The 25,500-nt window shown below is 73.3% G+C and carries 23 protein-coding genes; 11 read left to right on the top strand and 12 right to left on the bottom strand.

Features of this window, described 5'->3' with window-relative positions; all coding sequences use genetic code 11:
• The first annotated feature begins 205 nt into the window (after positions 1-205).
• Positions 206-1,702: a hypothetical protein gene (locus AB8735_RS06520; protein WP_344022568.1), complete on the top strand. Its 1,497-nt coding sequence runs from the start codon at positions 206-208 to the stop codon at positions 1,700-1,702.
• Positions 1,703-1,747: 45 nt separating this feature from the next.
• Here the strand turns inward: AB8735_RS06520 and AB8735_RS06515 are convergent, their stop codons facing one another.
• On the bottom strand, positions 1,748-3,145 hold the full coding sequence (locus tag AB8735_RS06515; protein WP_372405961.1) for a PP2C family protein-serine/threonine phosphatase: 1,398 nt from the start codon (positions 3,143-3,145) through the stop codon (positions 1,748-1,750).
• A gap of 326 nt (positions 3,146-3,471) precedes the next feature.
• Here AB8735_RS06515 and AB8735_RS06510 point away from each other — a divergent pair, with 326 nt between their 5' ends.
• From AB8735_RS06510 to AB8735_RS06500, 3 genes are all read left to right on the top strand, one after another.
• Positions 3,472-4,899 (top strand): HEAT repeat domain-containing protein, encoded by a 1,428-nt coding sequence (locus AB8735_RS06510; protein ID WP_372405958.1) that lies wholly within the window; start codon positions 3,472-3,474, stop codon positions 4,897-4,899.
• A gap of 75 nt (positions 4,900-4,974) precedes the next feature.
• Positions 4,975-5,187, top strand: coding sequence for a DUF5302 domain-containing protein (locus AB8735_RS06505; protein ID WP_372405955.1), 213 nt, complete (start codon positions 4,975-4,977; stop codon positions 5,185-5,187).
• Positions 5,188-5,302: 115 nt separating this feature from the next.
• On the top strand, positions 5,303-5,713 hold the full coding sequence (locus AB8735_RS06500; RefSeq protein ID WP_372405952.1) for a hypothetical protein: 411 nt from the start codon (positions 5,303-5,305) through the stop codon (positions 5,711-5,713).
• 74 nt (positions 5,714-5,787) lie between these two features.
• Here AB8735_RS06500 and AB8735_RS06495 read toward each other — a convergent pair whose 3' ends face one another.
• The 3 genes from AB8735_RS06495 to AB8735_RS06485 form a co-directional block, all read right to left on the bottom strand.
• Positions 5,788-6,693, bottom strand: coding sequence for a hypothetical protein (locus AB8735_RS06495; RefSeq protein WP_372405950.1), 906 nt, complete (start codon positions 6,691-6,693; stop codon positions 5,788-5,790).
• Between the two features lie 79 nt (positions 6,694-6,772).
• A complete protein-coding gene (locus AB8735_RS06490; RefSeq protein WP_344022581.1) occupies positions 6,773-6,985 on the bottom strand; it encodes a DUF6233 domain-containing protein in 213 nt (70 codons plus the stop codon).
• 509 nt (positions 6,986-7,494) lie between these two features.
• Complete coding sequence (locus tag AB8735_RS06485) at positions 7,495-7,626, bottom strand: DUF6126 family protein (RefSeq protein ID WP_277965410.1); 132 nt, start codon at positions 7,624-7,626, stop codon at positions 7,495-7,497.
• A gap of 433 nt (positions 7,627-8,059) precedes the next feature.
• On the opposite strand from AB8735_RS06485, the gene AB8735_RS06480 reads away from it, so the two are divergent.
• The gene (locus tag AB8735_RS06480; protein ID WP_344022585.1) at positions 8,060-9,934 is read left to right on the top strand and encodes a glycosyltransferase family 2 protein; all 1,875 of its coding nucleotides are present in this window, start codon (positions 8,060-8,062) and stop codon (positions 9,932-9,934) included.
• Positions 9,935-10,074: 140 nt separating this feature from the next.
• Here the strand turns inward: AB8735_RS06480 and AB8735_RS06475 are convergent, their stop codons facing one another.
• Together AB8735_RS06475 and AB8735_RS06470 are read right to left on the bottom strand one after the other, a co-directional pair.
• Positions 10,075-11,241 (bottom strand): glycoside hydrolase family 6 protein, encoded by a 1,167-nt coding sequence (locus tag AB8735_RS06475; protein WP_372405948.1) that lies wholly within the window; start codon positions 11,239-11,241, stop codon positions 10,075-10,077.
• Between the two features lie 115 nt (positions 11,242-11,356).
• Positions 11,357-12,418, bottom strand: coding sequence for an ATP-dependent DNA ligase (locus tag AB8735_RS06470; protein ID WP_372405946.1), 1,062 nt, complete (start codon positions 12,416-12,418; stop codon positions 11,357-11,359).
• Positions 12,419-12,470: 52 nt separating this feature from the next.
• On the opposite strand from AB8735_RS06470, the gene ligD reads away from it, so the two are divergent.
• The 3 genes from ligD (at position 12,471) to AB8735_RS06455 (ending at position 15,418) form a co-directional block, all read left to right on the top strand.
• Entirely contained in the window at positions 12,471-13,493 is a 1,023-nt protein-coding gene (gene ligD / locus AB8735_RS06465) for a non-homologous end-joining DNA ligase (protein ID WP_372405944.1), read from the top strand.
• Positions 13,494-13,616: 123 nt separating this feature from the next.
• A complete protein-coding gene (locus AB8735_RS06460; RefSeq protein WP_344022593.1) occupies positions 13,617-14,024 on the top strand; it encodes an SH3 domain-containing protein in 408 nt (135 codons plus the stop codon).
• A 212-nt stretch (positions 14,025-14,236) separates the two neighbouring features.
• Positions 14,237-15,418 carry a hypothetical protein gene (locus AB8735_RS06455; RefSeq protein ID WP_344022595.1) on the top strand — a complete coding sequence of 394 codons (1,182 nt, stop codon included), beginning with the start codon at positions 14,237-14,239 and terminating at the stop codon, positions 15,416-15,418.
• Positions 15,419-15,436: 18 nt separating this feature from the next.
• Here the strand turns inward: AB8735_RS06455 and AB8735_RS06450 are convergent, their stop codons facing one another.
• A complete protein-coding gene (locus tag AB8735_RS06450; RefSeq protein ID WP_372405943.1) occupies positions 15,437-16,444 on the bottom strand; it encodes a DUF6528 family protein in 1,008 nt (335 codons plus the stop codon).
• Positions 16,445-16,558: 114 nt separating this feature from the next.
• Complete coding sequence (locus AB8735_RS06445) at positions 16,559-16,966, bottom strand: DUF1348 family protein (protein WP_372405940.1); 408 nt, start codon at positions 16,964-16,966, stop codon at positions 16,559-16,561.
• Between the two features lie 91 nt (positions 16,967-17,057).
• Here AB8735_RS06445 and AB8735_RS06440 point away from each other — a divergent pair, with 91 nt between their 5' ends.
• Complete coding sequence (locus AB8735_RS06440; RefSeq protein WP_344022601.1) at positions 17,058-17,612, top strand: TetR/AcrR family transcriptional regulator; 555 nt, start codon at positions 17,058-17,060, stop codon at positions 17,610-17,612.
• Here the strand turns inward: AB8735_RS06440 and AB8735_RS06435 are convergent.
• Positions 17,605-19,104, bottom strand: coding sequence for a PLP-dependent aminotransferase family protein (locus AB8735_RS06435; protein WP_372405938.1), 1,500 nt, complete (start codon positions 19,102-19,104; stop codon positions 17,605-17,607). The two genes, AB8735_RS06440 and AB8735_RS06435, sit on opposite strands and share 8 nt — an antisense overlap.
• A gap of 66 nt (positions 19,105-19,170) precedes the next feature.
• On the opposite strand from AB8735_RS06435, the gene AB8735_RS06430 reads away from it, so the two are divergent.
• The gene (locus AB8735_RS06430) at positions 19,171-19,776 is read left to right on the top strand and encodes a LysE family translocator (protein ID WP_372405935.1); all 606 of its coding nucleotides are present in this window, start codon (positions 19,171-19,173) and stop codon (positions 19,774-19,776) included.
• On the opposite strand, the gene AB8735_RS06425 is transcribed toward AB8735_RS06430, so the two are convergent.
• The 3 genes from AB8735_RS06425 to AB8735_RS06415 all read right to left on the bottom strand — a co-directional run bounded on the left by AB8735_RS06425 (position 19,693) and on the right by AB8735_RS06415 (position 23,820).
• The gene (locus AB8735_RS06425; protein WP_372405934.1) at positions 19,693-21,048 is read right to left on the bottom strand and encodes a DUF6777 domain-containing protein; all 1,356 of its coding nucleotides are present in this window, start codon (positions 21,046-21,048) and stop codon (positions 19,693-19,695) included. The genes AB8735_RS06430 and AB8735_RS06425 overlap by 84 nt on opposite strands.
• A gap of 25 nt (positions 21,049-21,073) precedes the next feature.
• Positions 21,074-22,567, bottom strand: a complete 1,494-nt coding sequence (locus AB8735_RS06420; RefSeq protein WP_372405931.1) for a protein kinase — start codon at positions 22,565-22,567, stop codon at positions 21,074-21,076.
• 137 nt (positions 22,568-22,704) lie between these two features.
• Complete coding sequence (locus AB8735_RS06415; RefSeq protein WP_344022611.1) at positions 22,705-23,820, bottom strand: alpha/beta hydrolase-fold protein; 1,116 nt, start codon at positions 23,818-23,820, stop codon at positions 22,705-22,707.
• A 520-nt stretch (positions 23,821-24,340) separates the two neighbouring features.
• On the opposite strand from AB8735_RS06415, the gene AB8735_RS06410 reads away from it, so the two are divergent.
• Entirely contained in the window at positions 24,341-25,480 is a 1,140-nt protein-coding gene (locus AB8735_RS06410) for an amidase domain-containing protein (protein ID WP_372405930.1), read from the top strand.
• The last annotated feature ends 20 nt before the right edge of the window (positions 25,481-25,500 follow it).

Below are 25,500 nucleotides of genomic sequence, written 5' to 3'. Positions count from 1 at the left end.
GGGGACTGCGGTGGAACAGGTCGTGCGTGCAGTCGTCGCGCACCCTGGGGAATGCGCGCCGGGTGGCCGGGGTGGCGCGTTCCTACATCACACCCGTCCGCGGGTGGCACACCATCTGGCGGACCCTGGCGAACCCTGGCGAATACTCGCCTGGCCCCTGAGCGACCGATACCTTCAAGTCAGCCGAGGAACCTGGGGGCTTGACGTGACGAGGGAACCCAACACCCGCCTTGCGGACCTGTTCGGCCTGGCCGGATGGTCCAAGGGCGAGCTCGCGAGGCTGGTCAACCGGCAGGCGGCGGTCATGGGCCATCCGCAGCTGGCGACCGACACCTCGCGGGTGCGGCGCTGGATCGACATGGGGGAGTCCCCCCGCGATCCGGTGCCCACGGTGCTGGCCGCCCTCTTCACCGAGCGCCTCGGCCGTGTCGTGACCATCGAGGACCTCGGGTTCGGCCGGCGCGGGCGCGCCGGCAGGGGACAGTCCCACGACGGACTGCCCTGGCCGCCCGAGCGGACCGCCGCGGTCCTCACCGAATTCACGGGAATGGACCTCATGCTCAACCGACGCGGCTTGGTGGGCGCGGGCGCCGCGCTCGCCGCAGGCTCAGCACTCAGCGGGGCGATGCACGACTGGCTGCACACCGATCCGGTCCTCGTGGCCGACGCCCCCCGTTTCGACGATCCCCTCCACCGGGAGACGGTCCGTGCCGGCTATGCCGAGCAGGCCGGCTACGACCGGTACGAGGCGGCCCCGGTGGGCTCCACCGAGATCGACGAGCTGGAGCGCTCCGTCGACGTCTTCCGCGCCTGGGACGCGGCCCGCGGCGGCGGGCTCCAGCGCAAGGCGGTCGTCGGCCAGCTCAACGAGGTCGGCGGCATGCTCGCCTACCGCCACCCCGAGCACCTGCAGCGCCGGCTCTGGGGAGTGGCGGCCAATCTGGCGGTGCTGGCCGGCTGGATGTCCCACGACGTGGGCCTGGAGCCCACCGCCCAGAAGTACTTCGTGATCGCCGCCCATGCGGCCCGCGAGGGCGGCGACCGGCCGCGGGCCGGCGAGGCGCTCTCCCGGGCCGCCCGGCAGATGGTCCACCTGGGCCGCCCGGACGACGCGCTGGACCTGATGAAGCTCGCCAAGTCCGGCTCCGGCAGCGAGACCCTGCCGCGCACCCGCGCCATGCTCTACACCATCGAGGCCTGGGCGCAGGCGTCGATGGGCAAGGGGCAGGCGATGCGGCGGACGCTGGGCCAGGCCGAGGAGCTCTTCGTCTCCGACAAGCAGGACGTCCCGCCGCCCAGCTGGATGCAGCACTTCGACGAGGCGGACCTGCATGGGATGCAGGCCCTGGCCTATCGCACGCTCGCGGAGCACGACCCCGGGGCGGCGGCCGTCGCCCAGCGGCACGCCAAGGAGGCGCTGCGGCTGCGGAAGGGCGGACACCAGCGCTCCACGGTCTTCGACTACATCTCGATGGCCTCGGCGTGCTTCATCAGCGACGACCCGGAGCAGGCGGACACCTATGCGCGCCTGGCGCTGGTCTCCATCGGGGAGACCTCCTCCCACCGCACCTGGGACCGGCTGCGCGAGATGTACCGGCTGACCGGGAAGTACGCGGGGTACGCCCGCATCGCCGACCTGCGTCAGGAGATCCAGCGGGCGCTGCCCAAAGGCCCGGCCAAGAGCCGGACGGCGATGGCCTGAGCCCGGCGCGGGGCGGCCGGTCCGGCCGAGGCCGGCCGCCGGGGCTCAGTCGCCGATGCGGGCCACGAGCACACAGGCGTCGTCCTGCCGCCGCTCCCCGCTCCATGCCTCCAGCACGGAGCGCACGCACTCCTGGGCGCTGCGCGCCTCGGTGAAGCGGGCCGCCAGTCCGGGAAGCAGGCTCGACCCGGCGCAGGCGTCGGTGTGCAGCAGGAGCACATCGCCGGGCAGGAGCTGCTCCTCGGCCTGCTCGTAGCGCGCGTCGGCGATGGCTCCCAGGAGCACTCCGTCCGGGCGCGGCAGCGGGCGGGCCGTGCCTCCGCGGAAGAGCAGCGGGGCGGGGTGTCCGGCCTGGGCCCAGTCCAGGGTGCGGGTGCGGGGGTCGTAGCGGCAGCAGACGGCGCTGCCCAGGGCGGGCTGTCCGGAGGCGTCGACCAGCTGGTTGAGGCAGCCCATCAGCGGGCCCGGCTCGGTCCCCGTCATGGCCATGCCGCGTACGGCGCCGAGCAGGACGGCCATGGTGGCGCCGGCGGCCACTCCGCGCCCGGTGAGACCGCCGGCGCCGAGCAGGGTCCGCCCGTCGGGCAGCGGCAGGGCGTCGAACCAGTTGCCGCCGACGGGCGCGCTGTCGGCGGAGGGGAGGTAGTGCCCGGCGACGTCGAGGGCGGCGCCGGGGCCCGCGGCGCGCGGCAGCGGGCCCTGCCAGGGCGGCAGCACGGCTTCCTGGAGCCCGGCCGCCAGCTGCTGCTCGGCCCGGGCGAGCCGGCGGTGGTGGTGCAGGGAGTCCCCGGAGGCGGCCACGGCGTCCCGGCCGCGGTGCAGCTCGGTGACGTCCCGGAGGACGGCCCACATGGCGGCGGTGCAGCCGTCGTCGTCGAGCACCGGCTCGCCGCGCATCTGCACCGTGCGTGGCCCGTCGGGGTGCACGATGCGGAACTCGCCGTCGATCGGCTTGCCGTCGACCAGGCAGTCGGTGACCAGGGCGGCGAGCAGCTCCCGGTCCTCCTCGACCAGGCAGGAGGGCAGCTCGTCCAGGGTCAGGGCGCCGTCCTGCGGAGAGCGGCCGAAGAGCCGGAAGAGCTCCTCGGACCAGGTGACCTCGTCCGTGAGCAGGTTCCACTCGGCGCTGCCGCCGAGGCCCGGGTCCGGGGCGGGCCCGGGGGCCGGGGCGGCGTCGGGGAGGGGCGGGCCGTCCCGGAGCTGGCCGAGGTGGACGTCCAAGTCGTCGAGATGGTGGGTGGCGAGGTCGCACAGGGCGCGCTGCCAGCGGCCCAGCGGGTCCTCCGTGGCGTGCGGGCCGGCCGTCACGCGCCGCACGGCGTCGATGCCGCCCCGCAGCCGCCGGGTCTGCGAGATGAGCTCGTCGAGGACGCCTGCGGGCGGTCCGCCCGGGGCGTGGTCCGCTGGGAACTCCGCGGGGGAGGCAGAAGAAGGGGACGGCATCAGGTACTCCGTGGGGGTGCGGGCGCGGCCGACGCCGGTCGGGCCCGCGGGGCGGCCGGGAGGACTGCGTGATGACTCTTGCACAGTGGGCGACTGCCCGTAAGGCGTTTGGCCATACCCGGTTCGGTGGTGACATGGGAATATGCCGGAGGCGTGAAGGGGCATATCGGGCGAGGGGTCGGCGGAACGTCCGACTCCGGGTAGGCTGCGGGCGCTCGGTCCGCCGAGTTCCCAGTTCACCAGGCATAGCCCGGTGGACACCGGCAAGAATGCCGGACGACGGAAATCCCGTTGCCCCGCCGACTCCCGCACCGGATGCTGACCTCATGTTCGATCCAGACATAGCGCCCAGCGGCACCCTGCTCGGCCTCCTGCAGCGAGGCCGCGGCGACGGGACTCTGCACGCCCTCGCGGCGCCGCGGGCCGAGGCGCTCGCGGCGCTCGACCAGTGCGTCCGGAGCGACCCCCGCCACGACTGGCAGGTCGAGAACCGGTCCCTGTACTACGCGCGCCTGTATCTGGATCTCGACGGCGGCCTGACGGAGATCGAGGAGCACCTCTTCCACCCCGACGACCTCCTCGACCCCGACGAGGGCCGCACCGGCCTCGCCCTAGCCGTCCTGGGCCACCTCGCCTCCTACGGCCGCGAGGACGCCCTGCTGCTGCTCCGCCGCTACGCCGCCACCGGCGGCAACTGGCAGTGGGCCCTGGACGAGCTGGCGCTGCGCGACGACGACGCCGCCCTCGCCGCCCTCGGCGAGCGGATCGTCGCCCGCTTCCCGCGCACCCCCGAGGGCGAGGCACAGCTCGCCGCCGCCGTGCGCGACGCCTTCGAGCCGCGCCCCTGGCGGATCTGGGCGGACGACCAGTACGCCCCGGCCACCGCCGCCCGGGTGCGCGCCGCCCAGGAGCAGGGCGCCTTCGACCGCTGGCAGCGCCAGCTGCGCCCCACCGGGCCCCGGCCCGGCTGGAGCGTGCGCGAGGTGCTCGACTGGGTCCAGGAGGGCCTCGCCCTGCACCCCGTCCAGTGGCGCCACCCGGCCGGCGCCCGGTGCCTGAACGCCGTGGCGGGCCCCGAGGACCGGCTGGAGATCATCGAGGCCGCCGCCTTCGGCCCCGAGGCCGCCCGCGCCACCGCCCTGCGCTACCTCGCCGAGCACGACGACCCGCAGGCCCTCGACCTCATCGAGAACGCCGCCGCCGAGGTCTCCGCCTTCGTCGCCGAGTCCGCCGTCACCGCCTTCGAACGCATGCGGGGACCGGCCGCCCTGGAGCGCGCCCGCCTCTGGGTCCACCGCGCCGACGGCCTCGGGGCCGCCGCCGCGGGGATGCTCGCCTGCCGGGGCGCCGAGTACGACGCCGCCCTCGTCCTGGCCGCCCTCCGGCGCACCGTGCGCACCGAGGGGCCCGACGCCCCGGTGCTGTGGGACCTCGTCGACGGCACGGGCCGCCTGGCGATCCGCTGCGCCGCCCCCGTCCTGCGCCACGTCTACCGCGAGACCTCCTCGTCGCACCTGCGGGGCCGCGCCGCGCGCGCCCTCGCGGCGACGGACCCCTCCTTCGCCGCCGGCTTCGCCGTCGAGTGCCTGTGGGACTGCGAGGAGACCACCCGGGAGCTCGCGGCGCGCCATGCGACCACGGCGGACGCCCGGGTCGTGGAGCAGCTGCGCCGGCTCGCCGCCGATCCGGCGGAGGAGGCCGAGGTGCAGACGGCGGCCGTCGACCGCTTCGGCCCCGACGCGTCGGCGGTCTGACGGCGCCTCGCACGGGACCTCCGCGCCCGGTCTGTGCCAAGCTGTGGCGAACACCGGTAGGCCCAGGAGGTATTGATGCCCGAATCGACGCCGGGTGAGCAGGGCGGCACCGAGGCAGGAGCGGCCCGCGAGGACGAGGTGAAGCGCAAGTTCCGCGAGGCGCTGGACCGCAAGCGGGGCCGGCCGGCCGACGCGGTCGCCGGCGGCCGGGGCCAGGAGGGCTCCAAGGTCCATAGCACCCATGGAAAGGCGGGCGGGCAGCGCTCGTTCCGGCGCAAGAGCGGCTGAGGGAGCCGTGCGCCCTGCTGGGGGCGGTGCTGATGTGCCGATAATGGGGTTTGCACCGCGGCCGTGCGCCGCGGGGCACCCGACAGACAATCAGCACCAGATACAGGGGGCGTCGATGAAGAGCGAGCAGCAGCACGAGGGACGGAACCGGGGGCGCCTGGCCCGCCGGTTCTCCGCCGTCGTGGCTCTGGCGCTGGGTACCGCTCTGCTGGCCGCGCCCGCCGCGTCGGCCGTCAGCGCACACCCGTCGGCCCGTACGGCACAGCATGCGACGGCGGCGGTAACGGGCACGGAGACCCGCGGCACGGCCGCCGCAGCACAGGAGACGGGCGTTCGGCCGGTCGCTCAGGTCCGGCAGGCGGACGCCGGCCAGGTGACGCTGGCGAAGGAGAAGAAAAAGAAGAAGGGCTTCTTCAAGAAGCTGGGCATCTTCCTGATCGTGCTGGTGATCATCTTCATCCTGATCGTCATCGCCGTCATCTGGCTGATCGTTCACTTCGTGCGCAAGGCGTTCCGGCGCCGCTGACCGCAGGCACGCATGAAAGAAGAGGGCCGCCGTCCGGCGGCCCTCTTCGTGTCTCCGGCTTCGTGTCTCCGTCCTCAGCTGGTGCGGGTGACCCAGGCCAGGGCCAGCCACGGGGTGGCCGCGGAGCCGATCGCCAGGCTCCAGCCGGTGCCGGTGTCGGGGAAGCCGGTGAGCAGCGGGAGGACGAGCAGGGCGCCGCACAGCAGCAGGAGTGCCGCGGGCAGGTGCACCCAGGGCTCGAAGCGCCGGGCCCGGGCCACGGCGGCCTCCCGGCGGTGCATGGCGACGGCGCTGCTCAGCCCGGCGGTGAGGGTGAGGATCCAGATGACGGGCAGGGCGATGAGGCGGCCGACGGTGGACGAGATGTCCTTGTCCACGGGGGGCCGCACGCCCAGGTCGGGGCGGGAGGGCGCGTACAACAGCTCGATGGAGCGGCCCTGTTCGAGCTCGCCCTGGGTGCGGACCCCTTCCACGGCCACCTGCCGGGGACCGGAGTCGAAGGGGACGGTGACCACGATGGTCGAGCTGAACTCCTCCACGTCGTCGGTGCGCGAGCCGGTCGTCTCGGGCTGGCCCACGACCTTCGCCACCCGCAGCTGCTGGGTGTGCCCGCCGGCCCGGGTGACCTCGGAGAGCCACTTGCCGTCGGCGCCGTCGGGACCGACGCCCTGGGTCAGCGCGGCGGCGCTGGCGAGGGCGATGCCGAGGCCCAGGGCCCAGGAGAGTGCATGGGACCCGCGCGGTTCGGGCCAGGGCTCGTAGCGCCGCCGCCAGGTCTTCTTCCGCAGCCTGGCCCGCCGCTGCGCGCGGACGAGCACCGAGGCCAGGATCCAGCCCAGGCCGCACAGCCCGGTCGCGGCGAGGAACCATGGCAGGTCGTGCTTGAGGGGCAGCTCACGGTCGGGGAGGGCGCCGAGGAGTACGGTCGCGTACCCGACGAGCAACGTCGCCCACCCGGTCAACCGCGTCCCTGCCCTCATGCCCCGCTACCCCGCCCGCCGTCTGATGATCTTGACGTGGACAGCGTAGTTGGTGGGCCGGGGAGGCCCGCAGGGTGCCTCAGGAGTAGGGGGTGAGGAAACGCTCCGGCTGGCAGGCGTCGCAGGGGCGGACATCGTGCGTGGCCATCTGCACCCGGGCCTCGGCGGTCGTCAGGGTGGCCTCGCCGCCCTTGGGCACCCAGCATCCGGCGTGGTGCAGCTCCTGCAGGACGCCACCGGAGCGGCGGTGCAGGGTCACCGGCCAGATCGCGTCCTCGAAATCGGGGCGCATTGTTCGGCGATGGGAAATATGCGTTTGCTCCGAGTCTCCCGAGAGACGTTTGAGTACGAGATCGCGGACCCAATCGTGCGGGGAACGGCCCACTCGGTGTGCCGCTGCTTCAATACGGTCGAGTTCGTCCGGGGTGAACAGCTCCTCCATGACCGGGGACAGTAGCAGCGGAAGGCCGCCCCCGCCCCCGGTTCGAGGGGATGGATCCGCAGTGCTGACCTGCGAGTTGACCAGGGTGTACGGTTCGCCTCGGCATGTGCCCGCGGCCGTGCGCGGCGTGCCTCCGGGCCCCGGCCGCGGTTATCTCCGCTGGCATAGGACAGACGGGTATTCCGAGTGGCATCCATGGATACCCATGGCCGGATTCCGCGATTCCCGAAATCACCTGTCCTTGTGAAATGCGATAGCGCGCGGCAGTGGTGCGGCAGGGCGCCGGGCGCTGGGAATTCCGGGCAAATATGGGGCGAATGGGGATGATCCCCGGAGGTGGGCCGCCCCTGAGGCGCCGGTCAGTGCGAGGCGTGCGAGCCGAGGTAGAAGAGCAGCCAGATGAAGCCGGCCAGCAGGTGTCCGAGGACGATGTAGATCAGCACGCGCCAGCCGATCGCCTTCTCGGCGTACTTCTCGTCGTCGCCGCTCACTGTCCTACCGCTCTTCCGTCGCCGGTCGTTCCCGCCGACGCCGTGGGCCGGTCGTCGAACGCCATCCGCTCATCGTAGAACACGGCGCCGGGAGGGTGCCGGGCCGGATCGGGGCCGTCCGAGTTCACCGATGACTTCCAGGGCTCATGGGCGTTGTACGTCGACGTGTGGGCCATGTGGGTGATGCCGAGGTGTGTCCGGTGAATTTGTCACATGATCGTAGGTCCTTTTTGTTAGTTTTTCTCCGCTCTTTCCTGTTCGTCCGTTTGTGGCTGGGGGTGTAGTGGTGGCGGTTCCAGCACGTGAGGCCCGGCGGGCGGCGGCTCGTGAGAAGCCCGCCGCGGCACGGGCGCCCGGCGAAGGGGCCGCGGGCCGGACGGCCGGGGGAACAGCCCTGGGCAGGGCGGAAGATGACGGAGCGTCAGCCGATGGCGTGCCCGGGCCCGGAGGTGGATCGGCGCCCGGAGGCCCCGGTTCCCCCGGCTCGGGCGGTGGCTCCAAGGGTCCCGGCGGACCCGGGGCGGGCGGTCCCGACGGACCCGTCGCCCCGTCCCCGCAGGGCGCCCGGCCGGACTACGACTACGCGACCTTCAGCAGGCTCGCCGGGGAGCTGACCGAGCCGCCCGCCGGGATCTACCGGGTGCGCTACCGCCGGCTGGTCCGCGGCGGTCTGCGCGGACAGGCGGGCGCGCTGCTCCTGGTGACGGCGGCGCCCCTGGTGTCCCTGGTCCTGCTGGTGTGGCTGATGCTGCCCGACCACTGGGCGGCCCGGCCGTTCATCAGCGGCTGGGAACGCGCCGGGGACGTCCTGCTGATCGTCTCCATCGGCCTCATCGAGACGTTCCGCCTGGTCAACGTCGTCTCCAACGCGCATGCGACCTGGGTGGCGCGGGACCCCGTCCCCGTACGGGCCCAGCCGGGCACCCGCGTGGCGTTCCTCACCAGCTTCGTCCCCGGCAAGGAGCCGCTCTCCATGGTCCGCGCCACCCTGGAGGGCGCGGTGCAGGTGAAGCACGAGGGGCTGCTGGACGTCTGGCTGCTCGACGAGGGCGACGACGCCGAGGTCAAAAGGCTCTGCGAGCGGCTCGGCGTACGCCACTTCACCCGCAAGGGCATCGAGCGGTGGAACCAGCCGTCCGGGTGCTTCCGCGCCCGCACCAAGCACGGCAACTACAACGCCTGGCTCGACGCGCACGGCGACGACTACGAGTTCATGGCCTGCGTGGACACCGATCACGTCCCGCTGCCCAACTTCCTCGAACGGATGCTGGGTTACTTCCGCGACCCCGACGTGGCGTTCGTCGTCGGGCCGCAGGTCTACGGCAACTACACGGCCGCCGTGACCAAGGCGGCCGAGAGCCAGCAGTTCCTCTTCCACGCGCTGATCCAGCGGGCGGGCAACGCCTACGGGGCGCCGATGTTCGTCGGCACCAGCAACTGCGTCCGCGTCGGCGTGCTCCGCCAGATCGGCGGCCTCTTCGACTCCATCACCGAGGACATGGCCACCGGCCTGGAGATTCACCGGCGCCGCAACCCCGCGACGGGCCGGCGCTGGCGCTCCGTCTACACCCCCGACGTCCTCGCGGTGGGCGAGGGCCCGTCCTCCTGGACCGACTTCTTCTCCCAGCAACTGCGCTGGTCCCGCGGGACGTACGAGACGCTGCTGCGGCAGTACTGGCGGGCCGTGTGGAGCATGTCGCCCGGACGGGTGCTCAACTACTGCCTGATGGTGGCCTATTACCCCATGGCGGCCATGAACTGGGTGCTGGGCGCGGTGTCGTGCGTCCTGTTCCTGGGGCTCGGGGCGGCCGGGATCAACGTCGAGTCGCAGGTGTGGCTGATGCTCTACGGCGACGCGGCGGCGCTGCAGATCGGGCTGTACGTCTGGAACCGCCGCCACAACGTGAGCCCGCACGAGCCGGCGGGCTCCTCCGGCACGGCGGGCATGCTGATGTCCGCGCTGTCCGCGCCCGTGTACGCCCGCTCCCTGAGCCAGGCGCTGCTGCGGCGGCGCTCGCGGTTCGTCGTGACCCCGAAGGGGGATTCCGCGAGCCCGGACCGGGTGGTGACGTTCCGTACGCACTTGACGTGGGCGGGGGTGCTGACGCTGTCGCTGGTCGCGTCGGTGGTGCTCGGCCATGCGCATACGGCGATGCGGGTGTGGGCGTTGCTGGGGCTGACGACGACGTTGTTGCCGTTGGCGGTGTGGCAGGGGGAGTTGCTGGCGCTGCGGCGACAGGGGGCGGTTGCGGGGGCGGGGGCGGACGGGGAGTCGGTGCGGCCGGTGGGGCAGCGGACGCGGGTGTGAGGCGGGGGGGGGATTTGCCCCTGGCCCGCCCTTTCACCGTTTCTTCCGGGCTCCGCCCGGACCCGCAACGCGGCTTCGCCGCGTTAGTCCTCAAGCGCCGGACGGGCTGTTCAGCCCGTCCGGCGGGCCAGGGGCGTCTCTCACGCCCCCGGCGCCCGCGCGGGTGCCGGCTGCTGCGCCGGCACCGGAGCGGGCGCAGGAGGAGCGGCGGGCGTCGGAATCGTCGGCGCGGGGGCCGCGGGGGCCGCGGACGGTGCCGGTGGCTGCGCCGGGAGCCGTTCCGCCACCGGTGACGGCGTCGTCGTCGCCAGCCCCAGCGCGTACTCCGCCCACCAGTGCCCCGCCGGCGGCGCCCCCCGACAGGCCCCGTCGGACTCCCCCGGTCGTTTCACCCACACCAGTGCATCGACGAGAGGGTCACCCGTGACGGTGGTGGGCGGTGCGCCCAGCGCCCGTCCGGGCGGGTTGCACCATGTCTCCCTGTCACCGGGCGACGGCGGCAGCGGCCCGTTCCCGTTGCGGCTGGTGTCGATGATGTAGTGGGCCCCGCCCAGCAGGGCGGACAGCCGGCCTCCGTACTCGCGGGTGACCGGCGTCGTGTGGAAGTTGGAGACGTTGAGCGCGAAGCCGTCCGCCTCCTCCACCCCGGACCGTTTCAGCAGGCCGGCCAGCTGCCGCTGGTCGGAGATCCAGCCCGCGTTGCCCGCGTCCAGGTAGACGGAGGTGCGGGGCAGGGACTTGAAGGTGCGGACGGCCTCGGCCAGCAGCTCCGGGCGTTCCCGGGCGACCTCGGCGGGGGCGACGCAGCCCGAGGCCAGGTGGGCGATCGCGTCCGGTTCCAGCACGACCCAGGCCCGCCGCGGGCCGATGCCCTCGGCGGCGCGGGCGACCCAGTCGCGGTAGGCGTCGGCGTCGGACGCCCCGCCGGAGGAGTACAGACCGCAGTCGCGGTGCGGGATGTTGTAGGCGACCAGGAGCGGCACACGGCCGTTCCGGGCCGCCTGGCGGGTGACCTCCTCCGCCTGGTCGTGGGGGTCGTCGCCGGTGAGCCACACGGCCGTCGGCCGGTCGGAGATGCGGCGCAGGGCGTCCGCGTCGTCCTCCCGGCCGCGTTCCCGCCAGACGCGTGCCTGCCGGGCCGCGCGGCCGAGCGGCTCCACCCAGAACGGGGACGGTGGATTCGGGCCGGCACCCGTGGCGTCCGCCTGGACGGCGAAGATCGGCAGGCACATGGTGCCCGCGCTCGCCAGCAGGACGACGGTCCGCCGGGCGCCGACGAAAATGCGGGCCGTACGCGGCCTGTGCATGGACTCCACCCTTCACCTGGGCAACAGGGGTCCACACCAGCCTCAAATATGGCGGGTCGTCAGGTTTTGTTTTGTTCGGCTGTACGGGTCGGGGGCTGCGCCGTACGGGGGGCGGTCAGCTGCCGAGCACCTCCGCGAGGTCGTAGCGCACGGGCTCCTCGAGCTGTGCGTAGGCGCACTCGCCGGGCTCCCGGTCCGGCCGCCAGCGGCGGAACCGGGCCGTGTGCCGGAAGCGGTCGCCCTGCATGTGGTCGTAGGCCACTTCACAGACCCGCTCCGGGCGCAACGGGAGCCATGAGAGGTCCTTCTTGCCCGTCCACCGGCTGGGGCCGCCCGGCAGCCGGGACGCCGCCTGGGCGTCCGCGTCGGCCCAGTCCTGCCACGGGTGCCCCTCGGCGGTGGGCATGCGCAGCGGCGCCAGCTCGTCCATCAGCTCCGCGCGGCGCTTCATCGGGAAGGCGCCGCAGACGCCGACGTGCTGGAGCCGCCCGGCCGCGTCGTACAGGCCCAGCAGCAGCGAGCCGACCACCGGACCGCTCTTGTGCAGGCGCAGGCCCGCCACCACGCAGTCGGCGGTCCGCTCGTGCTTGACCTTGACCATGACGCGCTCGCCCGGCCGGTAGGGCAGCCCGGGCGGCTTGGCGACCACCCCGTCCAGGCCCGCCCCCTCGTAGCGCTCGAACCAGCCGCGGGCCACCTCCAGGTCGTAGGTGACCGGCGCGGTGAACACCGGGTCCTCCGCGTCGCGCAGCGCCTCCTCCAGCGCGGTGCGGCGCTCGCGCTGCGGGGTCTCCAGCAGCGCCGCGTCGCCCAGGGCCAGCAGGTCGAACGCGACGAAGCCGGCGGGGGTGACCTCGGCCAGGTGACGCACCCGGGAGGCGGCCGGGTGGATGCGCTCCAGCAGTGCGTCGAAGTCGAGGCGGCCCTCGCGCGCGATCACGATCTCGCCGTCCAGTACGCAGCGTGCGGGCAGGTGCTCGGTGAACGCTGTCACCAGCTCGGGGAAGTAGCGGGTCAGCGGGCGGCCCGAGCGGCTGCCGATCTCGATCTCGGCGCCGTCCCGGAAGACGACCGCCCGGAAGCCGTCCCACTTGGCCTCGTACTGCATGTCCGGCGGGATCGCCGCGGCGGGCCTGGCCAGCATCGGGGCGACGGGCGGCATCACCGGAAGGTCCATGATCCCGATTGTCCGGCGGGCGGCCGTACCCCGCAGAACCTAGCGTGGCCGCATGGCAGAGACGCTGGAGCTCACCGTCGGCGGGCGGACGGTACGGCTGTCCAACCCCCACAAGGTCTACTTCCCGGAGCGCGGCTTCACCAAGGAGGACGTCGCCCGCTACTACCTGAGCGTCGGCGACGGCGTCCTGCGCGCGCTGCGCGACCGCCCCACGACGCTGGAGCGCTATCCCGACGGCGTCGACGGCGAGTCGTTCTTCCAGAAACGCGCGCCCAAGAACCTTCCGGAGTGGATCCCGACCGGCCGGATCTCCTTCCCCAGCGGCCGGTACGCGGACGAGATCTGCCCCACGGAGACCGCGGCCGTGCTCTGGGCCGCCAACCTTGGCTGTCTCACCTTCCACCCCTGGCCCGTGCGGCGCGACGACACCGACCACCCCGACGAGCTCCGCATCGACCTCGACCCCCAGCCCGGCACCGGGTACGCGGACGCCGTGCGGACCGCGCTCGAACTCCGCGACGTCCTCGACGGGCTGGGCCTGGCCGGCTGGCCCAAGACCTCCGGCGGCCGGGGGCTGCACGTCTTCGTCCCCATCGCCCCGCGCTGGACCTTCGTCCAGGTGCGCCGCGCCGCCATCGCCGTCGCCCGCGAACTGGAGCGCCGCGACCCGGACCGCATCACCACCGCCTGGTGGAAGGAGGAGCGCGGTGCCAGGATCTTCGTGGACTACAACCAGACCGCCCGCGACCGCACCATCGCCAGCGCCTACTCGGTACGGCCCCGCCCCCATGCCCCCGTCTCCGCCCCGCTGCGCTGGGACGAGCTGGAGAGCGCCGTCCCCGAGGACTTCGACATCGTCACCATGCCCGCCCGCTACGCCGAGCTCGGCGACGTGCACGCCGCCATGGACGACCACCGCTGCGTCCTGGACGCCGCGCTGGAACTGGCGCGCCGCGACGAGCAGGAGCACGGCCTGGGCGATCTGCCGTATCCGCCCGAACATCCCAAGATGAAGGGCGAACCGCCGCGCGTCCAGCCGAGCCGGGCCAGGAAGCGGCCAGATGGCGGAGGCTGAGGCTCGGCCGAACGGCGGTGTCCCACAGGGTCCTTCACTCACTTGTCCCCGTTTATTGGGGGATGTCATGTGGAACCTGGGCAATTGCCCTGTTCCACCTTTCACACCACGCAAGGGAGTTCCATGTCCAGGACACTCGTGACCCGCGCCGGCCGGATGACCGCAGGCGCGCTCGTCGTGGCGGCCCTCGGCGGCTCGCTGTTCGCCGCCCAGGCCCAGGCGCAGGCGTCGCCGGACGCCCCCGGCCGGCCCCTCGGCACGGTCAATGCCGTCACCGGCGTCAACGAGCGGATGCACCCGAGCACCGACTCCTCGGTGCGCGGCGTCCTCAGACACCGGGTCCAGATCGGGCTCCGCTGCAAGGTCCGCGCCCAGGACGTCTCCGGCAACAACCTCTGGTACCAGCTGCGGGACCGCACCACCTGGGTGACGGCGAAGTACATCGAGGGGGCCGGGGACGTCCCGTTCTGCCGCAGCCTCACCCGCAGCGCCGTCGACCAGAGCGTCGAGTCGCGCAACGCCATGGGCTGACCGTCCCGTTGGGCGCTGTGCGGGCCCCGTCCGGTGCATCGGACGGGGCCCGCCTCGTGTGCGTACCCGGTGGTTACCGGAGTCGAGTGCGATGGTGGCGCCTACAGTTGCCTCAGGTACTGCACAGATGTGGGTACTCACAGATGTGGGATCCGACACCGGGCACCACGCCAGGGGTGCGAGCACTCGAACCGTGCGGAAGGAAGAACGCGTTGGACCACCTGACCCATGGTTGTGTTCTGCTGCTGGACGGCACCCCCGACCGGCGGCGGGGCCTGCTGCCCAACCCGACGGCCCACGCCGTCGCCGGCGCCCGGCCGCGCGGCTTCCTCGCCGCCGGTACGGCGGACGTGGTGCAGCTGCCCGCGATGGCCGGGCCGCAGAGCGTCCTGGCCCACCTCCAGGACGCCGTCACCGTCCCCGGGCCGCTGCTGGTGTGGGTCACCGGTCATCTGATGGTCCCGGCCCGCAAGGGCCAGGAGGTGCATCTGGCCCTCCGCGAGAGCACCCCGTCCACCGTCCGCTACAACGGCCTGCCCTGGGAGTGGCTCACCCGCGTCCTGCACGAACACGCCGGACCCACGCTGCTGGTGATCGACGCCGAGGCCGACGCCCGGTCCTGGCCCGCCGTCGCCGCCGCGGCGCAGGACGGCCGGCTGACCGCCGGCCTGCCGGTGTGCGGCGTCGTCACGCCCGGCCCGGAGCGGCCGGCCGTGGAGGCCGGGCCCTACACCCGGGCCTTCCTCACCGCGCTGAGCGTCGGCCACCCCACCGCCGGGCCCGTCCTCGACCCGGCCCTCCTGCACCATCTGGCGCTCGGCCAGGCGGTGTTGCCCGACCGGATGCTGGCCCTCCAGTACGGTACGGCGGGGCCTGTGCTGGCCAATCCGGCGCACGCGGCGGTCTCTTCCGGCACCCCGGCCCCTGTCGCTCCTCTCACTCCTCCCGCTCCCCTCGCCCCCCTCGCGTCCGAGGAGGCTCCGCAGGAGGAGGACGCGCTGCCGCGCATCCTGGCCGCCGCCAACGCCGGGCGGCACAACGAGGCCGCCGCCATGGCCGCCGCCTGGGAGCAGCAGGTGCTGCGCCGGCACGGTCCGCAGAGCGCCGAGGCCGGGCTGTGGGTCGAGGTCCGCGCCGACCTCGCGCGGCTGGCCGGCGACCACCCGCGGGCGGCCGAGCTGTGGATGTCGGCCGCTGCCGGCCGGCTGGCCCGCAGCGGGCCCTCGGACGACGAGGTCGTCGCGGCGCTCAAGCGCGCCCACTACTGCTGGCAGCAGAGCGGGGAGCGGGCCCACCAACTGGCGCCCGCCCTGCTGGCGTTGTGGGAGCAGGTGCCCGGGAACCCGGACGCCGCGGCGGACGTACGGGCGCGGCTCGGGGCCCCGGCGCGCTGATGCCCGTTTCCTGTCCGGTCAGTCGCGGCGCGACGTCCACCAGCGCGCCTTGTACATCGCGCCGTGCAACAGGCGCCGTGTGCCGTCGGGCTGGTAGAGCGTCAGGACCGACGTGCACCACTCGCAGGCGTGCCCCGGTTCCGGCCGGGCCACCAGGATCCGGCCCGTCGCCGGGTCGTCCCCGATGCTCTTGACGCCCGGGGCGCTGATCCGGGAGCGCAGCGGGTAGTCGACGAAGCCGTGGCGGGCCGTCGCGTACTGGTAGACCGCCGAGCCGGTCGTCACCCACAGGCGGCCGCGGTGCCCGAGGACGGGTGCGAGGTCGTGGCCGTTGCGGGTCGGCAGGGGCGTGCGGTGGACGACCGTCAGGTCCGGGTCGTCGGACGGTCCGCCGACGCGCAGGGCGATCAGGTCGCGGCTGCCCAGGGCCCACAGCAGCCGGGTGCCCGGGTCCCAGTGCACGCCGTGCGCGCCGGGCAGGGGTACTTCCGTGTGCCAAGTGGCGCGTCTGCCGGTCGAGGCGGCGTAGAGGCGTACGTAGCCGCCCGTGCTGGCGGCCACCGCGACGTTGCCGTCCGGCAGCAGGTCGATGCTGTGCGCGTTGCCCGTGCCGGTGCGGGCCGCCCAGTAGATCTCGCGGCCGGGGTACCCGACCACGGCGGCCAGGCCGCCGGAGGCGGTGGCCAGCAGATAGCGGCGCCCGTCGAGGGTGCGGAGCTTGGCCTCGCTCGGGTTCTTCCAGGACGAGGCGGGATCGAGGTCCGCCAGCTCCTCCAGTCCGTCCGCGGTCCAGGACCAGAGCACCCCGCCCGCCGTGCGGTCGTCGGTGTCCCAGGTGCGCTGGCTCGCCTTGAGGACGTGGACGGAGCGGGTCGCCTGGTCGGCGGTGGCGATGGGGGTGGGGGAGGTCGCGCGGCCGCGGGGGCGGTGGCCGGTGCCGTGGGCCGTCGCCGTTCCGGCGGTGGTGGTCAGGGTGACCGCGGCGGTGAGGGTGACCGCGAGGGCGGTGGTGAGGAGGCGGTGCACGGCGCCAGGATGGGGGCGGGGCGGGGGCGGGCGGGGGCGCGACGCGCGCGGTTGCGGCGAATGGGGGAGGGGGCCCCGGGCGGGGTCCCGGCCCGTGGGCCGGGACGGGCCGGATCAGCTCGTGATCCGCCGTTCCCCCTCCTCGATCGGGACGTCGTTCACGCTCGCGTACCGCCGCCGCATCAACCCCTCCCCGTCGAACTCCCAGTTCTCGTTCCCGTGGCTCCGGTACCACTGGCCCGCCCCGTCGTGCCATTCGTACGCGAAGCGCACGGCGATCCGGTTGCCGGTGTACGCCCAGAGCTCCTTGCGCAGCCGGTAGTCCTGTTCGCGGCGCCACTTGTCGCGGAGGAACGCGACGATCTCGGTCCGGCCGGTGAGGAAGACGTCGCGGTTGCGCCACTCGGAGTCCTCGGAGTAGCCGAGGGCGACCCGCTCCGGGTCGCGGCTGTTCCAGGCGTCCTCGGCAGCCCGGACCTTGGCCAGGGCGGTCTCGGCGGTGAAGACGGGGAGAGGGGGCATGGGCGGCTCCTTCCGCGAATGGAGAACGTACGTTCTCCTTGGTGTGCGGTAGCGTATGAGAACGATGGTTCTCGCGCAAGGAGAGGGAACGATGGAGACAGCGGAGACGGTGGAGGTCCGGGTCCTGGACGCGGCCGAGCGGCTCTTCTACGGCCGGGGCCTCCAGGCCGTCGGCATGGACACGATCCGGGCCGCCTCGGGCGTGTCCCTCAAACGGCTCTACCAGGTCTTCTCGTCGAAGGACTCCCTCGTGGAGGCGTATCTGCACCGCCGCGACCGGCGCTGGCGCGCCGCGCTGGAACGGTTCGCCGGGCAGCACCCGGCCGGCCGCGAGCGGATCCTCGCCGTCTTCGACTGGCTCCACCAGTGGTTCCAGGAGCCGGACTTCAGGGGCTGCGCCTTCGTCAACTCCTACGGGGAACTGGGCGCCGCCCACCCCGGTGTGGCCGCCGCGGCCCGGTCCCACAAGGACGCCTTCCGGGGCTACCTGGCCACGCTCGTGGCCGGGGCGGGCGCCGCCGACGTGCTCACGGACCAGCTCGTTCTGCTCGCCGAGGGGGCGATCACCACGGCGGCGATCTCCGGCAGCCCGGAGCCCGCGCTCCACGCCCGGGAGGCGGCGCGGGCCCTGCTCGCCGTCAGCTGACGGCCCGGCGGCGGGACAGCACGTCGCCCAGCACCGCCACCCCCTCCGTGATCCCGGCCGTCGGGCACGCCGCGTAGCCGAGCACAAACCCCTGGCTGTAGGGGAGTTGGCAGTGCCAGGACAGCGGCTGCACCTTCACGCCCCGCTCCAGCGCGGCCGCCGCCACCTCCGTGTCGGCGGGGCCGGACGCGAAGGTGACCATCAGATTGACCCCGGCCGCGGCGCCGTGCACCACCGCGCCGGGCAGATGCGCCGCGATTGCCTCGATCATCGCGTCGCGCCGCCGGTGGTGGCGCCGGCGCAGGAAGCGCAGGTGGCGCTCCAGCTCGCCGCTCATCAGGAGCCGCGCCAGCACCAGTTGGGGCAGCACCGGATTGCCCAGGTCGCTGAACCGCTTGGCCTCCACCAGCGCCTCCCGGTACCGGGGCGGGGCCAGCAGCCAGCCGACGCGCAGGGCCGGGGCGAAGAGCTTCGAGACGCTCCCCGCGTAGCAGACCCGGTCGGTGAGCAGGGACCTCAGCGGGGCCACCGGCGGCCGGTCGTAGCGGTGTTCGGCGTCGTAGTCGTCCTCGAAGACCAGCCCGCCCTCGGCGGCCCAGCGCAGCAGCTCGCGCCGCCGGCCGCCGCCCAGCACCACCCCCGTCGGGAACTGGTGGGCGGGCGTGAGGAGTACGGCCCGGGCGCCGGTGGCGCGCAGCGCGTCGACGCGGACGCCCTCGGCGTCCACCGGGACCGGGGGCGTGCCGAGCCCCCAGTAGCGGAAGTGCTGCCGCGCGCCGAGGGACCCGGGGTCCTCCACCGCGATATCCGTAATCCCTTCGCTCCGCAGCACCTGGGCGACCAGCCCCATCGCCTGGGCCACCCCCGCGACCACGACCACGTCGTCCGCGTCCGCCCTGATCCCCCGGGTGCGCGCCAGCCAGTCGGCGAGGGCACGGCGCAACTCCGGCTCCCCGCGCGGGTCCCCGTAGCCGAACGCGCGGGAGGCGAGGCCGCCGAGCACGGCGCGTTCGGCGGCCAGCCATGCCGCGCGCGGGAAGGCGGACAGGTCCGGCAGCCCGGGGGACAGGTCGACGCGGGCGGGGGCGCCGCGGATGGCGTCGTAGACATCCGTGCCGGGGGTGGCGAAGTGGACGTCCGCGCGGGGGAGTCCGGGCCTCGGCGCGGGCGCCCGTGCCGGGGCGGCCACGACGAACGTGCCGTTGCGGCCGCGCCCGGCCGTGTGCCCGTCCTCGCCCAGCCGCCGGTACGCCTCGATGACCACCCCGCGCGACAGCCGCAGATCCGCGGCGAGGACGCGGGTGGGCGGCAGCCGGCTGCCCACCGGGAGCCTGCCGTCGGCGATCGCCGCCCGCAGCCGTTCGGTCAGCCAGTCGGCCAGGCCGCCGGGCGGCGCCTCGGCGGCGTCCAGCCGGAGGAAGTCCGAGCCGGGGGTTCCCGGGGGCACGGAGCGTATGGACCGGTCGGAGGCGCTCTCTTTGGACCTGTTCACCGGACCATTGTGACGGCAGGGTCGGGGGATGGGAACGGACGGAAACCCTTTGACGGACGGGACGTTGTGAGCATCCAATTCCTTGTGACCTCTCTGGTCGTCGTGGCCACACCCGGCACCGGTGTGCTCTACACCATCGCCGCCGGTCTCGCGCGCGGCGCCCGCGCGAGCTTCGTCGCGGCGGTCGGCTGCACGCTCGGCACACTGCCGCACATGGCCGCGGCCGTGACGGGACTGGCCGCGCTGCTGCACGCCAGCCCCCTGGCGTTCAAGGCGCTGACCTGGCTGGGCGTGGCCTATCTCTTCCGGATGGCCTGGGTCACCCTCCGGGACGAAGGGGCGCTCACGGCGGACGAGGACACCACGCCCCGCTCGGTCCGCAAGGTGATCGTCTCCGGGGTGCTGATGAACCTCCTCAATCCGAAGCTCACCCTCTTCTTCTTCGCCTTCCTCCCGCAGTTCGTGAGCGGGGACGAGCCGCACGCGCTGTGGCGCATGACCGAGTTGAGCGCCGTCTTCGTCCTCCTCACCTTTCTTGTCTTCGTCCTGTACGGGCGCTTCGCCGCCGTGTTCCGGGACCGGGTGGTCTCAAGTCCCCGGGTGACGCTGTGGATCCGACGGGTGTTCGCCGGTGCGTTCGCCGCGCTCGGGGTGGGACTGGCGTTCTTCTGACGGGGTGTGCAGCTGTTGCTGCTGCGAAGGGGTGTGCGGGGCTTGGTGGGTGGGGGCGTGCGGGGCGGTGGCCGCGGGGCTCGGCGGCGCGTGGGTGGGCATCGGCGCCGCGTGGGTGGTCGCCGGTGCGTGGTGGGTGGGGGCGTACTCGGTCGGGGCGTGTCCCGTCGGGGTGTGCCGGCCGACGGTCGGTGAGGCGGACCGCGAGCCGGGCGGCGCGGTGCGGGGCGGGATCGCCGTCGGCGAACTGCCCCTGGGCGACGGCGGGGTCGGGGACGGCACCGTGGGCTTGGGTGTCGTCGGTGCGGGACCCGTCGGCGTGGGCCGGGGGGAAGGGGTCCCCGGGGAGGGGATCTTCGGGGACGACGTGGGCGGTGGGGATGACGGAGACGGTGGGGGCGACGTGGGCGGCTTGTCCGTCGGCGTCGGCTTGGACGTGGGTGTCGGCTTGGATGTCGGCGTCGGCATGGGCATCGGCTGCGAGTCCCGCTTCCCGTCGTCGCCGACCTCGCGCACGAACGCCTTGTTCCGGTCCTCGACGTCGGCCAGCGGGATGCGCTTCATGGGCCCCTGCGACTCCGGCCGCGGCTCGACGACGGTGACCACCGCCGCGGCGAAACCCTCCCAGCGGGTTCCCTCGTACCGCGCCTGCTGCGCCTCGGACTTGGCCTCCGGCTGGCGCAGCGGGTTTCCGCAGTTGCACTTGACCGCGGGCTTCCCGTACGCGTCGACCAGCACCGCCATGCCCGCCTGCAGGACGGAGTCGTAGGAACGCGTCCTGCCCCCGCCCACGTAGTTGTGGTTGACGACGAGGGTGTCGTGCAGCAGGACCACCGCCGTCAGCCCGGTGACGTGCTGCTGGATGTCCTGTGCCGCGATGCCCCGGGCCTTCGCCCACGCCGCGGCCTTCTCGGCGTCGGACGCCAGCTCCTTCAGCAGCTGTTCCTTGTCGCACCGGGTGGCCTGCCGCGTGCCGCCGAACGCGCCGGGCGCCGTGGCGTCCGTGCGCCCGCCGCCGCCTGCCGAACTGACGCCGCGCACATCGGCGTCGGGGGCCTTGAGGAACGGGGCGTCGCCGGGCTTCCCCACGCCTTCCAGCGTGACGACCCGGACTCCGTTGTTGTCCCCGTCGTTCCTCCCGCTCCCCTCCCCGGAACCTCCCGACGACGTACAGCCGGTGAGCCCCGCGGCGGCCAGCACGGGAACGGTCAGCCAGACGGCGGCCCGGCGCCGCCGCCGGGCCGTTGCGAAGGGAACGGGTTTCGGTCGCATGCGCACCCCCGGTTTTCGGAGAAGGTCAGTACGGACTGCAGGTGGCCACCCAGCCGCCCGGGCAGGTCGCCGTGGCCCCCGGGGTCTCCTCGGGGGACCGGGCCGACGGCGTGGTGGGCCCGGCAGTTGTCGGGGCGGGCGTGGGGCTGTCGGAGGCGTTCGTGGGGGAGCCGGCCGTGCTGGGGGCGGGGGAGGCGGAGCGGCTGGAGCCGCCGCCGGAGGGGCCCGACCCCGTGCCCCCGTGGTCGCCGGAGACCAGCGCCGCGGCGATCCCGCCGCCCGCGATCAGCAGGGCCAGCAGCGGGGCGAGGAGCCGCCACACGGGCCGGCGGCCGGTCACGGGGGGTGTGCCCACGGGGGGAGTCGCGGTGATGCCCGCCGCGTACAGGGCGGCGGGGGAGTCCGGGACGGGGCGGGTCGGCAGGCCGCCGGCCGGGGTCCCGGCGGGCGCCGGTCCGTATCCGGGGGCCGTGGGGGCCGGGCCGGCGGGGGGCACCGGGGGCGACCCGGAGGCCGGAGTGCCGTAGCCCGCCGCGCCGTTGGCCGCCGGCCCGGACACGGGAGGCGGTGGCGGGACGTACGTCGGGGTGCGGGGCGTGCCGGGGAGCGGGGTGGAGCCGGCGTCCAGAGCGGTCGGGACGTACCCGTCCGGCGGCCGGGGCGTGTCCGTTCCCTGCGGTCCGCGCCCCGACGCCACCGCGTCGAGCAGCCGCTGTGCCTCTGCCGAACCCATGCGCGTGTGCGGGTCCTTGACGAGCAGCCCCATCAGCAGCGGGGCGAGCGGGCCGGCCCGGCGCGGGGCGGGCGGCGGGTCGTGCACGACGGCCTGGAGGGTGCCGAGCGCCGACGTCCGGTGGAAGGGGGAGACGCCCTCGACGGCCGCGTAGAGCGTGGCCCCCAGCGACCACAGGTCCGAGGGCGTCCCCGGGCGCTGCCCCAACGCCCGCTCGGGGGGCAGGTAGTCGGGCGAGCCGATCACGTCGCCGGTGCGGGTGAGGGTGCCGGTGCCCTCCACGAGGGCGATGCCGAAGTCGGTGAGGACGACCCGGCCCTCGTCCTCCAGCAGCACGTTGCCGGGCTTGACGTCACGGTGCAGGACGCCGGACGCGTGCGCGGCGCGCAGCGCCCCCAGCACCGCGGCCCCGACCCGGGCCGCCTCCCGGGGGTCGAGGGTGCCCTCGCGCTCCAGGACGTCGGCGAGCGAGCGTCCGCGGACCAGCTCCATGACGATCCACGGGCGGCCCTCCTGCTCCACCACGTCGTGCACGGTGATCACACAGGGGTGGGCGATCCGGGCGGCGGCCCGGGCCTCCTGGACCAGCCGCGCGTAGAGCACCCGGACGTCGGCCTCGCGGACGACATGCTGCGGGGCCCTGACCTCCTTGACCGCCACCTCGCGGCCGAGCACCTCGTCGAAGGCCCGCCAGACCACGCCCATGCCGCCGCTGCCCAGGCGGGCCACCAGCCGGTACCGCCCGGCCAGCAGCGCGGCCCGCCCGTCCCCGCCGTCCGTGTCCACCGCCGTCCGTCCCCCGTTCCGCGCGAGGGCCCCGGGGGGATCCCCGGAGCCCTCGCGCAATCAGGCCACACCGGCTGGGACGTGACGGTCGGCGAAGCCGTTCCCGGGTCTTCGCGGGTGGAAACGGACGGACCGGCTCAGTGACCGGCGGCCAGCTCCTTGTCGAGCCAGCGCAGCACCTCGGGGTATTCCTCGCGCCACGTCTGGAAGTTGTGGCCACCCTCGTCCCGCACGAGCTTGTCCACCTTGGTCGGCGCCTTCGCCTTCTGCGCGAAGTGCATGGCCTGCTTGAAGTACTTCTCCTCCCCCTTCTTGCTGATGCCGACCAGGAGGGAGACGGGCGGCGGGGGCATGTGGTCGAGGCGCCAGACGAGGTCGGCCTCGTTCTTGATCTGCTTGTTGCCGGCGTACAGGTCGCCGGTGTCGCGGTCCTGGCGTGCGAAGAAGTCGGCGGACAGGCCGGCGGCCGCGCCGTAGCGGGCCGGGTTGGTCATGGCCATCTTCAGCGCGCAGTAGCCGCCGGTGGAGTTGCCCACCGCGCCCCAGGAGCCCTTGGAGTTGTCGGCGCGGTAGACGTCGTTGACGGCGATGGGCAGGTCCTGGTTGAAGAACGTCAGCGCCTGCGGGCCGCCGGGCACGTCGGTGCAGTTGGTGTCGCGGTTGGCCACGACCGAGGGGCGGACCATGAGGACGATCGTCGGCCGCATCTGCTTCTTCACGATCGCGGCGGAGGCGGCCTGGGGGACCTTGATCTGGGTGATCAGGTTCTTGGAGAGGCCGGGCTGGCCGGTGACGGCCACGATCACCGGGAAGCGCTCCTTGTCGTGCTCCTTCTGGAAGTACTGCGGCGGCAGATACGCGTAGCCGTCCATCGAGAAGCCGGAGACGGGGCCGTGGATCTGGATCCGGTCCACCCGGCCGGCCTTCTCCTTGGGGCCGAGGCCGACGGACTCCTGTCCCTTGACCACCAGGGCCGGGGGACGCTTGCCGCCCTCGGTGCGCTGGAGCTCCTGGTGGCTGGAGTTGCGGCCGAAGAGCTCGTTCCAGGTCGAGTAGAAGCCGAACTCGTTGTTCGCCACGACGAGGAGGACGGCGAGGATGCTGACCTGCGAGACGAGCAGCAGGCCGAGGCGCGAGGCGACGGCGAGCACGCCCTTGCGGGCGACACGTGGCCACAACCACAGCACCAGGGCGCATATCGCCACCGCGATGCACACCAGGAACAGCACGAGGTTTTGGGACGTGAGGCCCACAGTGGTAACTCCTCTTCGGGGGGTGTTCTCCCGTGAGAGAGGGGCGAGAACCGGGGGCGGTTCCCCGTATGGGCTGTGATTTCATGCTATCTCGGGGTGCCTCGCCTTGCTTGCGGAGGCCATCGCTCCGAAGGGCTCGCACCGCATCCCCGGGCCGCTTCCGGGGCCCGCGCCCTTCTTGCCGCTTCTTCCTGCGGCCGGGCCGCTCCCCAGTGTGACAGAGCGGTTGCGCGCACCTTCCTCCGGGTTCTGGTTGCGGGAATCCCGCAGGGTTTTGCGGGTGTTCCGCAAGGGAATTCGGAGTTCCCGCAGAAGGGTGTGGAATTTCCGCAGGAATTGTCCGTACCAAATGCGGGGCCTGGTTCAACTTCCTTGGGGCGATGGGGAGTTCCGGGACCGTGAGCCACGGCTGGATTCGGTGCGGAAATTCTTTCCTTCGGCAAGGGTTGTTGTTCCGAATCTTTGTGCAAGGATTCCTGCTGCCCGGCCCGAAAAGGGGCGGGGCGACGAAGGGAGTCCTGTGAAATCATTGACGCTCAGATCCGCCGCCGGGGTGGTCGCCTCCATAGCGGTGTCGGCCGCGCTGGTGCCCGCGTCCGCCGCGGGGGCGGCGGCGCGTCCCGGGGGCGTGGACAAGGCGACGGCGGAATCCTTCGGCCGTATCGCGGGTGTCGTGCTCACCGACCGCACCGCGGCGATCGTCGACGGCCGGGTGAAGAAGCGCGTCACCCCGCCGTCCGCGAAGACGGTGCACCTCTCGTCCGCGACGGAGCGCTCGGAGAAGTCCGTCGTCGCCTCACTGCAGCAGCGCAGGAAGAAGCTCAAGTCCCTGGGCGAGGCGTATTCCGCCGGCGAGACGAAGGTCGCCGTGGACGGTGCCCGGGCGTCCGGCGGCCGTGCCACGCTGCGCGTGACCGAGACCACCGAGCTGACCTACCGGAAGATCCGCGGCGACGAGCCGGGGACCACCGGCTTCCAGGCCCACCACGAGCTGACCTTCGACGCCGTCCGGGGCGGGGGGTGGGAACTGGCGGGCATCAAATCCCTCGACGCGATGCCGCAGATCAACGCGCCCGCGCCGACGGTGTCCAGGGCGAAGGCCGAGGCCGGCGCGGGGGACATGCCGAACGCGCCCGAGGCGAGCGTCTGGCCGTTCGTGAAGCGGCTGCCCAAGGACACGAAGACCGGCCTCGACTACAAGGCGATGGCCGCGTACGCCGAGAAGTACTGGAAGAACTACAACCCGGCCTACCGGAAGTACCCGTTGGGCAACGGCGGGGACTGCACGAACTTCGTCAGCCAGGCGCTGAAGGCGGGCGGCTGGAAGCACGCCCCGGGCAAGGCCGGTGACTACGGCAAGTGGTGGTACGGGTCCGACACCCAGTCGGATTCGTGGACCGGCGTCAACGAGTGGTCCTGGTTCGCCCAGAACTCGAAGCGGGTGAAGCCGCTGAAGAACGTCTACCAGATGGAAGTCGGGGACGTCCTCCAGGCGGACTTCGACCGTGACGGGTCCAAGGACCACACCATGCTGGTCACTTACCGGGACAGCCTCGGAATTCCGTATCTGACCTACCACTCCTTCGATACCTACCGGCGGTCGATGCTGAGCCTCTCGGTGATGCTGCCGCTCACCAAGTGGTACGCCTACCGCACCTGACGCGCGACCATCACAGGGGA

The sequence above is a fragment of the Streptomyces luteireticuli genome (assembly GCF_041519305.1).
Classification (GTDB): domain Bacteria; phylum Actinomycetota; class Actinomycetes; order Streptomycetales; family Streptomycetaceae; genus Streptomyces; species Streptomyces luteireticuli.
The sequence above is the reverse complement of the archived record's forward strand: the minus strand, read 5'-3'. Positions and strand labels throughout refer to the sequence as shown.